Annotated in this window: 8 protein-coding genes, 1 tRNA gene and 2 rRNA genes (1 of these 11 cut by a window edge); 4 read left to right on the forward strand and 7 right to left on the reverse strand. The window is 59.0% G+C overall.

Annotated elements, in window-relative coordinates; translation table 11 throughout:
- Nucleotides 1–44: 44 nt before the first annotated feature.
- On the reverse strand, nt 45–2,894 hold the full coding sequence (locus IEV88_RS07465; RefSeq protein ID WP_188159038.1) for a TonB-dependent receptor: 2,850 nt from the start codon (nt 2,892–2,894) through the stop codon (nt 45–47).
- Between the two features lie 302 nt (nt 2,895–3,196).
- Here IEV88_RS07465 and IEV88_RS07470 point away from each other — a divergent pair, with 302 nt between their 5' ends.
- Both IEV88_RS07470 and IEV88_RS07475 read left to right on the forward strand, forming a co-directional pair.
- A complete protein-coding gene (locus tag IEV88_RS07470) occupies nt 3,197–4,156 on the forward strand; it encodes a metallophosphoesterase family protein (RefSeq protein WP_206711249.1) in 960 nt (319 codons plus the stop codon).
- An 84-nt stretch (nt 4,157–4,240) separates the two neighbouring features.
- A complete protein-coding gene (locus IEV88_RS07475; protein ID WP_206711248.1) occupies nt 4,241–4,888 on the forward strand; it encodes an inorganic diphosphatase in 648 nt (215 codons plus the stop codon).
- Nucleotides 4,889–5,051: 163 nt separating this feature from the next.
- Here the strand turns inward: IEV88_RS07475 and IEV88_RS07480 are convergent.
- Nucleotides 5,052–5,128: transfer RNA gene (locus tag IEV88_RS07480), tRNA-Met, on the reverse strand.
- A 191-nt stretch (nt 5,129–5,319) separates the two neighbouring features.
- Complete coding sequence (locus tag IEV88_RS07485; RefSeq protein WP_188159037.1) at nt 5,320–5,727, reverse strand: winged helix-turn-helix transcriptional regulator; 408 nt, start codon at nt 5,725–5,727, stop codon at nt 5,320–5,322.
- A 61-nt stretch (nt 5,728–5,788) separates the two neighbouring features.
- On the opposite strand from IEV88_RS07485, the gene IEV88_RS07490 reads away from it, so the two are divergent.
- Both IEV88_RS07490 and IEV88_RS07495 read left to right on the forward strand, forming a co-directional pair.
- Nucleotides 5,789–6,115 (forward strand): nuclear transport factor 2 family protein, encoded by a 327-nt coding sequence (locus IEV88_RS07490; protein WP_188159036.1) that lies wholly within the window; start codon nt 5,789–5,791, stop codon nt 6,113–6,115.
- A 2-nt stretch (nt 6,116–6,117) separates the two neighbouring features.
- Nucleotides 6,118–6,915, forward strand: a complete 798-nt coding sequence (locus IEV88_RS07495; RefSeq protein ID WP_188159035.1) for an SDR family oxidoreductase — start codon at nt 6,118–6,120, stop codon at nt 6,913–6,915.
- A 42-nt stretch (nt 6,916–6,957) separates the two neighbouring features.
- On the opposite strand, the gene IEV88_RS07500 is transcribed toward IEV88_RS07495, so the two are convergent.
- The 4 genes from IEV88_RS07500 to IEV88_RS07515 all read right to left on the reverse strand — a co-directional run.
- Nucleotides 6,958–7,863 (reverse strand): DUF4349 domain-containing protein, encoded by a 906-nt coding sequence (locus IEV88_RS07500; RefSeq protein WP_188159034.1) that lies wholly within the window; start codon nt 7,861–7,863, stop codon nt 6,958–6,960.
- A gap of 64 nt (nt 7,864–7,927) precedes the next feature.
- Nucleotides 7,928–8,719 (reverse strand): class I SAM-dependent methyltransferase, encoded by a 792-nt coding sequence (locus IEV88_RS07505; RefSeq protein ID WP_188481208.1) that lies wholly within the window; start codon nt 8,717–8,719, stop codon nt 7,928–7,930.
- 183 nt (nt 8,720–8,902) lie between these two features.
- Nucleotides 8,903–9,017 (reverse strand): 5S ribosomal RNA (gene rrf, locus IEV88_RS07510).
- A 137-nt stretch (nt 9,018–9,154) separates the two neighbouring features.
- Nucleotides 9,155–11,626, reverse strand: a 23S ribosomal RNA gene (locus IEV88_RS07515) (it continues 328 nt past the right edge of the window).

The following is an 11,626-nucleotide window of genomic DNA, read 5'->3' on the forward strand; positions in this document are numbered from 1 at the left end:
ATGCGTGGCCCCGGTCGTTTAAGCGTAGCCGTGGTGGCAGAACCCTAGAAGGTTGCCTTGACACCGAATTTGGTGGTCCAGCTGTACTCTTCATACTGGAGCAGGCGGTCGCGCACCGGTCCGCGCTGATAGGCGGTGTAGGTGGCGTCGTTCAGGTTCACGAGTTCGACGAACAGCTGCACGCTGTCGAGGACCCGGTACCTGGCTGCGGCATCGACCTGGAAGTGGTCCTTGACGTAGCGATCGCTCTCGGGGCTGCTGCCGAGCTCGTCGAGATAGCCGGACCGGCCGGCACCCGACAGACGCAGGCTGAGCGGGCCTTTTTCATATCCAACAACGATGTTGTAGGTATTTTTCGACGATGTCGGCAGCGGCACGGTGCGGCCATCCACTTCGCCTTCGGCGTCGGTATAGGTGTAGTTCACATTGGCGAGCAGGCCGTCGAACGGAGCCGGCAGCATGGTGAAGGCCTGGGCGTAGGAAATCTCGAGGCCCATGACTTCGGCGGAGTCGCCATTGACCGGAATGACGGCTTCGTCATAGTCGATGCCGGCAAAGGTGCCATTCTCGAATTCCTGGTCGACAATGAAGTCGTCGATCTTCTTGTAGAAGACGCCGCCCTGGATGACTGATTCCGGCGAGAAGTAGAATTCCAGCGTGGCATCGAGGTTCGTAGCCCGGTAGGGATCGAGTTCCGGATTGCCGAATTCGCCGGAGCGTTCGTTGTCCTCATTTTCCTCGACGATGAAGCGTGGAGCAAACTTGCCAAAGCTCGGGCGGACGATGGACTGGAACGCGCCGAAGCGGGCGACAACCCGTTCGGATACGTCGTAGCGGACGTTCACGCTGGGCAGGACATCGGTATATTCCTCGGAGAAGGAGACCGGCGTCACGACAAAGGTGTCTTCATCAAGGGTGACACCATCGACCACGGCACCTTCCTCGATCAGTTCAGCCCGATTACCGCTGGTGTCGACGTCGGTGCGCTCGATACGGACGCCCGCAACGACACCCAAAGGACCGGCCTTGTATTTGCCCATCAGATAGCCGGCGAGAATGCTCTCGTCAGCTTCATAGCTTTCAACTGTCGACACGAATTCTGTCTCCAGCTCGTTCAGCTCGAAAGACTCAAGGCCGTTGGTCGCGATAAAGTCGTGTACTGCACCAAGATCCGGAAGCACACCAAGATCAGCAAGACCGTAAGTCTGGGAACCGGCGACATCGGCGAGTGTGAAGTCACCATCAAAGTCTTCATACAGATCGATGACAAAGTTCAGCGTCTTGTCACGCTGGCGAAGCTTTGCACCGGTCTGAACCTCGAAAGTACCATTCTCGAGAACAAACTCCCGCGCGACGTCGATCTTTACAGACGATTCCTTGTCATCCGCGTCCTCGCGGGTGGTCCGCTCCAGAAGCGTAAACCCATAGGTCGAGGGATCGTTGAAAGCCGCTGCTCCAAAATCGATGTTGTAGGTTGGCAGTTCGAGATCGGAATAGTCGAAGGTTACACCAAGATCGCCCGGAGACTGGAACCGTTCCTGGAAACGAATCGGATCGATCGAGCCACGCTCCTTCTGATCGGCTTCGGAATAGGACACGTCATAGTTTATGGTCCAGGGGCCGGTGAACGTTTCACCACCGGCTGAGATGGTGCTGATGGTCTGGGCTTCGCCGCGGTCTTTCAGATCCCGGCGTACCTGGATACGGCCATCGGCGGAATCGAAGGAGGCTGTATTGTCAGAACCGGAAGTGGGCTCCTCGCTCAAGCCGAAGATCAGCCGGCGCCGCAGTTCTGTATCGTCGAACTTCGAATAGAGACCGCGGGCATAAAGCGTGGTGTTCTCGTTCAGGCGATAGTCTGCACCAAGGGTGAAGCCGTAGCGCTCGCGGCGGACATCATAGTCGCGATATTCGACATCCTCGGCATAGACGAGGCCGTCATCGGTCTCTTCCCAGCCATCCATCTCGATATTGTCGGTTGCGAATTCGCGGTCATAATAGCTGATCCCGCCGGAAAAGCCGAGATTGTCACCGACCAGCTTGATGAAGTCGAAGCTGCCTTTCGGCGAGGTTTTTTCGTTCAGGTCGTTATAGGACCCTTCGATCGAGGCCGAATAATAGTCCTTCTTGCGGTCGAAGGCGCTGGTCGTGTTGATCTCGATGGAGCCACCGATCGTGTCACCGTCCATGTCCGGTGTCAGCGATTTCTTGATCTCGATCGATTCGATCAGCTCGGATGGGATGACGTCGAGCGCAACGGCGCGCTCGTCACCGCCGGTTGCAAGGACGCGGTTGCCATTGATCGAGGAGGAGTTGAGGTTCGGGTCGAGGCCGCGAACCGAGACGAAACGGCCTTCGCCCTGGTCGTTCAGCACGTTGATGCCCGGCGCGCGGCGCAGCGCTTCGGCGACGTTCTGGTCAGGGAACTGACCGATGGCGTCGCGGGTCAGGACGGTGTCGACCGTGTCGGAAGCGCGCTGGCGGGCAATACCGCTGAGCAGGTTGGCGCGCTGACCGATGACCAGGATCGTGTCACCGCCATTCGTGTCGTCCCCGATCGCGACGAGGGCGAAGGTTTCGGTGACCGTATCGGTCTCGCCGACAGTCGTGGTCCGGACGACTTCCTCGGCGCCAGGATAGCGGACGCGCAGCGTGTAGGTGCCGGCGGGAACATCGGCAAAGCGGAACGAGCCATCGGCGGCGACATATTCCGTACGGCCAAGCTCGACGATCGTGACCTGCGCATCGGCAAGGCCCCTGGTGCCGGAAGCATCAGCGACTTCGCCCGTCAGCGTTCCGGCTTGCGCGGCGCCCCAGGCGATCGAGGTCGCCAGGCAGGTCGACACGAAAAGGCCACGCCGGAAACGGCTGCCCCAGTTTGACAGTGACTTCATTTGTAATTCCCCTGTTTGATAAAATACCGAGGGCAGTCATAGCCTCGGACAGTAACACTTTTGTGACCGTTTTCCTGTTTCCGTTTGCGCACGGTTTTCTTTTTTGCGACTGTGCTTTGTGAATACCAATCGGGGTTGCGATCCGAGGGTTGCGTGCAACGAATGATCCGTCTAGACAACACTTGATGGGGGGGACGCCGGCCTTCGGCAATGTTTTTACTCTACTACCGATCGCGCGGTCTCGTTCGGGACAACGCATTTTCTGACCGGGCCTTTTCCGGAGCTTACGAGGAGATCAGAACATGACGTTTTTCAATCGCCATATGGCAGGACCTTTTGCGCAGAAGGCCCGGCATTTGCTGGCGCTTTGCATGATTAGCCTGACAGTGATAGCCAGCGGCACCGCGATGGCGGAACAGCCCGCGGAGGTCGATCTGCGCTTTGCCGTACTGGGCGATGGCGAGCCCAAGCCGCTGGCCGAATTTCCGAACTTCATCGACGCCGTGCGCGATATCAATGCGATGGCACAGCGCGAACGGATCGATTTCGTGATCGGTGTCGGCGATATCGCGCATAAGGGGACGGAGCTGCAATATGAGGCAGCAACCCCGGTGCTGCAGGCGCTGACCCTGCCCTTCTATCCGATCATGGGCAATGAAGAATACAATTCGACCGTTGAACGGTTCCTGGACTATGCGAACCGCTGGAACGAAGGGAAAGCCGAGTTCCCCAGCCACCGCTATGTCCTGGATGCCGGCCCGGTCGTGATGGTCTTCGCCTCCCCCGATTACAGCCGCGATTTCTACGATGAGGGCATCGACTGGATGGTCGGGCAGATCGAGGCGGCCCTGCCCAAACCGGTCTTCCTGGTCGTGCATGGCGCGCAGGCCGGTGCCTATCCGGAGAACCCGGAAAAGGGTATCACCAATCCGAACTTTGCCGCCGTTCTGGCACAGCCGAACCTCGCCGCCATCCTTTCCGGCGATCTGCATATGGATATGGACCGCACCGTCCATTCCAAGGAGATCGACGGCGTGCACTATCTGCACATGCCCGCCCTGGAGCGGACCAAGATCCCCGACGAGACCAATCACACGCCGATGTTCCGTGTGGTCACCGTGATGTCTGACAGGATGGTTCAGGTCGATACCTATCAGACCGGCAATCCGGAACCGCTTGAGCGCCATGAGTACAGTTTCTTTCTGCCGGTCATGATGCATGGTCCGGTCACGGATGACGAAGCCGGCGATAGCGCCGAGTAGCATGGCGTCTCGCCGACATGACCGGGCGGGAATGACCTGGCAGGGGTGACCTGCGAGGCAAACAGAAGCAAAGGGCGTGGCCAGATGATAAGACTGTTGCGACGATCCGTACAGGTTGCGTGCCTGTCTCTCATGCTGGCGGCGCCGGCTACCATGCTGGCAGCGCCGGCCGCCGCACAGAGTGCGGTCACCCATCCTTTCGCCTATCCCCAGAGCGACGGCGGCGGCGAGTTCTTCGTCGTCGTCGAAATTCCCGCCGGCTCCTCGATAAAATACGAGATCGACAGCGAGACGGGTCATCTTTTCGTCGACCGGTTCCTGTCCATGCCGGTCGCCTATCCGGCCAATTACGGATCGATCCCCTCTTCGCTCGGTGCCGATGGCGACCCGCTCGATGCACTGGTACTGACGCGCCAGCCGGTCCATCCCGGCGCCATGATCCGGGTCCGCGCGATCGGGATGCTGGAGATGATCGATGATGGCGAGGCCGATCACAAGATCCTCGCGGTGCCGGCATCGGACGTGGATCCGGCCTTTGACGGGGTGCGGTCGCCAGAGGATTTACCGGCAGACGAGCTGCGCCGGATCGAGGCCTTCTTCAGGGTCTACAAGCAACTGCCAGACCCGGAAGACGCCGCTTCCATCAAGCTCGGCGGCTATCGCAGTGCGGCCGAGGCCACCGAAATGGTAGACGCCGCCCTGGCCGCCTGGCGCGACCAGCCCGGGCGATAGGTTCGCCCGTGTAACGGTGAGGCGGCGCTGGCGCACCCGCCGCCCGCTTGAGTGACTTGTTCGTCGCTATTTATGGTATGGACCTGGAACTGACACGCCCCTTCCCGCCCCCGCCGCCCAAAAGAAAAGCCCTCGAAAACCGTAACGTTTTCAAGGGCTTGATTGGGTGCGGGAATAGGATTTGAACCTATGACCTTCAGGTTATGAGCCTGACGAGCTACCGGACTGCTCCATCCCGCATCAACTCTGTGCCTGTCGGATCAGGCGTTTCGGAACACGCCTTATGCGCTTCCCGGCCCAGAAACTCAAGGGCTTTTTGCGGTTTTTTTGACGAAAATTTCCCCACCTTTACAGGTGTTTAGGTCGCACCCGCGGCATCGGGGCGGAATGCGGGCGCCCAGCCAGTATCGTGGTGGCGGTCAGCGCGCGGGTTACCGCGCCTTGGGCTCGCGCGACGCTTCACCCTGGCCCGCTTCGGGCCCGCCTGCCGCCCAGGTCAACAGGCGATCGAGCACCGGACACAGCGCCTGCCCCCAATCGGTCAGACGATATTCTACCTTTGGCGGAACCTGAGGGTACACCACGCGGTGGACCAGGCCATCATCCTCCAGCTGGCGGAGTTGCTGGATCAGCATCTTCTGGGAAATGCCGGGGATGGCCCGCTCCAGCTCGGAAAAGCGCAGCACCTGGCCGCCAAAAAGATGGAACAGGATGACCAGCTTCCAGCGGCCTTCCAGCATTTTCAGGACCGACTCGACGCCCGCGGCTGCCGTCTCGCGGCTCAGCGGCTCATGCTTACCTGCAGGTAAGTCCCCGACTTTTTTGTCCGTACTTGTCATTATTTCAGCCTATCGCCATGTGGGGTCGACAACAAGATCAATAGCCATAAAGGAGTAAACCATGACTGACCTCCATGACAGTATCCATCAATATTTCGAGGCCACCAACAGGCGTGACTTCGATACGGCCATGGCGGCCTTCGCCCTCGATGCCAGCGTGAGAGACGAGGGTCATGCCTACAAGGGCCATTCGGAAATCAAGGCCTGGATGAAGGACGCCGCCGGGAAATATGCGCCGACCGCTGAAGTCCTCTCGTCTCGTGCCGAGAATGAAAACACGATAGTCGAGGCCCGCGTTACGGGCAGCTTTCCCGGCAGCCCGGTCGCCGTCAGATTCTTCTTCATGCTGAGCGATGGCAAAATCAGCACATTGGAAACAAGGGTGTGATCATGTCCCGAAAATTCCAGATAGACCAGGAAGAATTCAATGATCTCAAGGTCCTCGTCACCGGCGGCACGAAGGGTGCCGGCCGCGCCATCCTGAAACGCTTCTCCGACGCCGGCGCCATAATCGCCACCAGCGCCCGCAAGCAGCCCGAGGACCGGCGCGACGCCGATCTGTTCATAGAGGCCGACCTGTCTTCCATCGACGGCATCGAGACGCTGGCGCGCACGATCAAGACAGAGTTCGGCGTGCCCGACATCATCGTTCACAGTCTCGGTGGATCATCGACACCCGGCGGCGGTTTCAGCAAGGCGACCGAAGAATTCTGGCAACAGGAGCTGAACCTGAACTTGCTTGCGGCAGTCCGGCTTGATCGGCTGCTCGTGCCTGGCATGGTCGAGCGTGGAACCGGTGCCATCCTCCATGTCTCGTCGATACAGGCGCGCCTGCCGCTGCCTGACTCGACGATGGCCTATGCCGCTGCGAAGGCCGCACTGACCAGCTACAGCAAGGCGCTGTCAAAAGAAATCGGGCCGAAAGGCATACGGGTAAACACCGTTTCACCCGGCTGGATCATGACCGGTGCGTCCGAGGCACTGGTGACCCGCCTTGCCCAAAGCGCTGGGACGGATGAAGCAACGGCCCGGCAGGGCATCATGGATGCGCTCGGGGGCATCCCCCTCGGCAGGCCCGCCATGCCGGAGGAAGTGGCAGAGTTGTGCGCCTTTCTCGTTTCGGACCGCGCCGGGGCCATTCACGGCGCGGAGTTCGTCATCGACGGCGGCACCCTTCCGACGATATGATCCACCGGAACGGGCCCGCCCGGAGAGGCGGGCTTGCCCGGGTCAAGCCGTCTTGCGCCGCTTGAACAGTCCACGGATGACCCGGACCAGCAGCCACAATGCCGGCACGGCGATGATCAGCCAGGGCAGGATCGCGGCGAAGAACAGGACCATGGTCGCGAGGCTGTCGGCCAGCACGCCGAAGAACCGCTTGAACGCATGGCCGAGGGAGTCGAACGTGCTGGAAGAGACCGCCTGCGGCAGGGTCTGATAGGACAGGTTCATCCTGTCCATCGATACCCGCGCCTGCAGGACGCGCAGATAACTTTCGGCGCTTTCGATCTCGCCCTGGACGCGGGCGAGTTCGCGCTCGATCTGCAGCAGATCGCCGACCTGGTCGGTGTCCTTTTCGAGCAGCAGGAGCAGCCGACCGCGCAGGGTCTTCTGGGCTTCCAGCCGGGCCGTCATGTCGGTGATGGTGCGGGTCAGGTCCTCGGCGCGCATGGAGGATGAGGCAAGCTTGCCATTGGCGGCCTGCGCATCGCCTTCCAGTCCGGTGCGGAAATCGCTCATCCAGTCGCGTGCGGCGCGCATCTCCAGCGATGCCCAGCCCCAGTCTTCCCCCGAGCCGCCCTGATTGCTGGCAATAATTTGACAGATTGCCGCGCCAGCCGATTCGCACGCCGCCATATGAGCCTTCATCACCGGGCTGACCCTGGCCGCTGGCACCTGCAGCTCTGCGCTGTATTCATAGGCAAGCATGCGCCCGCCGACCGGCTCTGATTCGCCTTCAGGCGCAGCGGGCTGCGCCATCTTGCGCCCGGAGGCGGCATCGCTGCCGGCAGCATAATCCGCCTGCGGCGCGAAGGCAGGCGCCGGCTCCATCATCGCAGCCTCTTCATGGGCCATTTCGACCTCGCCACAGCCCGCCAGAAGGCAAAGCGCCGCAAGACACAGAAGTTTTTTCATGAATCTCTCTCCCTTTTCCCCTTTGTCACGCGCGATTGCGGCAGAGCCGCGGCGGCGACAGGGTTTAATGAAGGAGTGAGTCGGCGGTGAGTGTCTGCTTTTCGCTGTCCGCGCGTTTGCGGCCAACGATGAGGCCGGAGCGGAACCACAGTCTGAGGCCGGGTACCGACCGTAAATGCCGGTCAAGTCCCCAGGCGGCGCGGGTCAGCGGGTTTTGCGGGTTCGCGAACAGCTTCTGCGACACCGGGCTGGCAGCTGCGGCGGCGAGCTGGATCGGATGCAGCTGCATGTCGAATCGCTCCCCGAACAGGCGCCATTGCGGATGATCGATCGGCTTTTCGTCCGGCGTGCGCAGGGCCGGCGTTAAATGCCGGACCAGTTTCATCACCGGGTTGAAGTCGAGCGGCTCCATGAACACCATCGTCCCGCCGGGCTTCAGGATCCGGGCGATTTCGTCAAGCGCGACGGCATAGTCGAGGTGATGCAGGATCGCCTTGCCGAAGACGACGTCGAAGCTTTCATCGTCAAAACCCAGATCATGGGCGTCCATCAGCTGGAAGTCGGGCTGGATCGTGGTTGCGGTCAGGGCGGCACGGCCGTTGTCGATTTCGGTCTGGGATATGTTGATGCAGACCAGGTCCTTGACCGGCGTGCCGAGGCGATGGACCCAGCTCTGCCAGGTCGCCGACCCGATCTCGAGGAAGCGGCCATCGGCGTGGGGCGCAAAGGCGGCCTTCAGCAGCGCGTCGACCTCCTCGTCCCAATAGGCGCCGGCATGGGACCAGACGGCCTCGAACCCGGTCCGGTCGAACCCCTCATCCCAGGCTTCCTGCTCGCGCAGCACTCGCTCATCCATGGTCATCTCCCAACTGGTTATCGTGCTATTGGTGCACGGAACGTGCCAATACCCCAACGAAGCGGAATCATGAGCAAGGAATGATGAAAAAGCGTCCGGACAAACAAAAACGCCGCCCCGAAGGGCGGCGTCCTGCCAAGTGTTTTTCAAATCATACAGGGTTTTCAAAAGCCGTCTTTGCAGGCCTGGCGACGACCTACTCTCCCACGCCTTGAGACGTAGTACCATCGGCGCTGCAGGATTTAACGACCGTGTTCGAGATGGGAACGGGTGGGGGCCCTGCGCCATAATCACCAGGCCGGCGAAAACGGCTTTTGAAATTGCGAGAGTTTTTAATGTCAGTTACGCTCGTGGCAGGATCCGTTGAAACGGACCGTTCGCCACGCATGAGATAATGCTTCATACGCAGTTGCGGCATAGCAACTGGCATGAGAAATGATCAAGCCAATCGAACAATTAGTACCGGTTAGCTCCATGCGTTGCCGCACTTCCACACCCGGCCTATCAACGTGGTGGTCTTCCACGGTTCTCAAGGGAATACTAGTTTTGAGGGGGGTTTCCCGCTTAGATGCCTTCAGCGGTTATCCCGTCCGTACATAGCTACCCAGCTGTGCCGCTGGCGCGACAACTGGTCCACCAGAGGTACGTCCACCCCGGTCCTCTCGTACTAAGGGCAGATCCTCTCAATATTCCTACACCCACGGCAGATAGGGACCGAACTGTCTCACGACGTTCTAAACCCAGCTCACGTACCGCTTTAATTGGCGAACAGCCAAACCCTTGGGACCTGCTCCAGCCCCAGGATGCGATGAGCCGACATCGAGGTGCCAAACAATGCCGTCGATATGGACTCTTGGGCATCATCAGCCTGTTATCCCCGGCGTACCTTTTATCCGTTGAGCGATGGCCCGTCCACGAGGGACCACCGGATCACTATGGCCGTCTTTCGACTCTGCTCGACTTGTCAGTCTCGCAGTCAGGCTGGCTTATGCCATTGCACTCAACGAGCGATTTCCGACCGCTCTGAGCCAACCTTCGCGCGCCTCCGTTACTCTTTGGGAGGCGACCGCCCCAGTCAAACTACCCACCATGCAGGGTCCCGGAACCGGATAACGGTCCGCGGTTAGACATCAATAACAATCAGGGTGGTATTTCACCAACGACTCCACCCCAACTAGCGCCAGGGCTTCAAAGTCTCCCACCTATCCTACACAAATTGTCACTAATGCCACTGCAAAGCTATAGTAAAGGTGCACGGGGTCTTTCCGTCTGACCGCGGGTACCCCGCATCTTCACGGGGAATTCAGTTTCGCTGAGTCTGCGTTGGAGACAGTGGGGAAGTCGTTACGCCATTCGTGCAGGTCGGAACTTACCCGACAAGGAATTTCGCTACCTTAGGACCGTTATAGTTACGGCCGCCGTTTACCGGGGCTTCAATTTGATGCTTGCACATCGCCTTTTAACCTTCCGGCACCGGGCAGGCGTCAGACCCTATACGTCGTCTTGCGACTTCGCAGAGCCCTATGTTTTTAGTAAACAGTCGCCACCCCCTGGTCTGTGCCCCCCGCCCAGAGTTGCCTCCGAACGGGGCTCCCTTCTCGCTAACTTACGGGAGTAATTTGCCGAGTTCCTTCAACGCAGTTCTCTCAAGCGCCTTGGTATGCTCTACCAGTCCACCTGTGTCGGTTTAGGGTACGGTCTAATAGGGAGGCTATTTCCAGGGACTGCTTCACGGCCCACCCAATCCAATAAGGGTGAACAATATACGCAATCCGTCACACATCCCTTGGCCACTGAATATTAACAGTGTTCCCATCGTCTACGCATTTCTGCCTCGACTTAGGGGCCGGCTAACCCTGCGCAGATTAGCTTTACGCAGGAACCCTTGGACTTTCGGCGAGAGTGTCTCTCACACTCTTTATCGCTACTCGTGTCAGCATTCTCACTTCCGATACGTCCAGGCAACCTCACGATTACCCTTCATCCGCCTACGGAACGCTCCGCTACCGCGTGCACAAAGTGCACACCCGAAGCTTCGGTGTGTAGTTTAAGCCCCGTTACATTTTCGGCGCGGGACCCCTTAATTAGACCAGTGAGCTGTTACGCTTTCTTTAAAGGATGGCTGCTTCTAAGCCAACCTCCTGGTTGTTTTGGGAGTCCTACATCCTTTCCCACTTAACTACAACTTAGGGACCTTAGCTGTCGGTCAGGGCTGTTTCCCTTTCCACTACGGACCTTAGCACCCGCAGTGTGTCTGCCATTCAGTTCTCTCTGGTATTCGGAGTTTGGTTAGGATCAGTAAGCCGGTGGGGCCCCATAGCCCATCCAGTGCTCTACCCCCAGAGGAATTCGAATGACGCTCTACCTAAATAGATTTCGCGGAGAACCAGCTATCTCCCGGTTTGATTGGCCTTTCACCCCTAGTCACAAGTCATCCCGTTCTTTTTCAACAGAAGTGGGTTCGGACCTCCAGTAAGTGTTACCTCACCTTCATCCTGCTCATAACTAGATCACCGGGTTTCGGGTCTAATCCCTCTAACAAACGCCCTATTAAGACTCGCTTTCGCTGTGCCTACACCTATCGGCTTAAGCTGGCTAGAGAGATTAAGTCGCTGACCCATTATACAAAAGGTACGCCGTCAGGACATGAAGTCCCTCCGACTGCTTGTAGGCGTCCGATTTCAGGATCTGTTTCACTCCCCTTATAGGGGTGCTTTTCACCTTTCCCTCACGGTACTTGTTCACTATCGGTCAGATACGAGTACTTAGGCTTGGAGGGTGGTCCCCCCATGTTCAGACAGGATTTCACGTGTCCCGCCCTACTCTAACGACATATCATTTTACCAGTACGGGGCTGTCACCCTCTATGGCGCCTATTCCAATGGCTTCCTGTTATTTCAATGTACG

Origin of the sequence: Aquisalinus flavus, assembly GCF_014640095.1 — a bacterium.
Lineage (GTDB): Bacteria > Pseudomonadota > Alphaproteobacteria > Caulobacterales > Parvularculaceae > Aquisalinus > Aquisalinus flavus.

Coding starts and splice junctions, on each gene's coding strand:
- IEV88_RS07465 (WP_188159038.1), bottom strand. CDS start 2,894: ATGAAGTCACTGTCAAACTGGGGCAGCCGTTTCCGGCGTGGCCTTTTC.
- IEV88_RS07470 (WP_206711249.1), top strand. CDS start 3,197: ATGACGTTTTTCAATCGCCATATGGCAGGACCTTTTGCGCAGAAGGCC.
- IEV88_RS07475 (WP_206711248.1), top strand. CDS start 4,241: ATGATAAGACTGTTGCGACGATCCGTACAGGTTGCGTGCCTGTCTCTC.
- IEV88_RS07485 (WP_188159037.1), bottom strand. CDS start 5,727: ATGACAAGTACGGACAAAAAAGTCGGGGACTTACCTGCAGGTAAGCAT.
- IEV88_RS07490 (WP_188159036.1), top strand. CDS start 5,789: ATGACTGACCTCCATGACAGTATCCATCAATATTTCGAGGCCACCAAC.
- IEV88_RS07495 (WP_188159035.1), top strand. CDS start 6,118: ATGTCCCGAAAATTCCAGATAGACCAGGAAGAATTCAATGATCTCAAG.
- IEV88_RS07500 (WP_188159034.1), bottom strand. CDS start 7,863: ATGAAAAAACTTCTGTGTCTTGCGGCGCTTTGCCTTCTGGCGGGCTGT.
- IEV88_RS07505 (WP_188481208.1), bottom strand. CDS start 8,719: ATGGATGAGCGAGTGCTGCGCGAGCAGGAAGCCTGGGATGAGGGGTTC.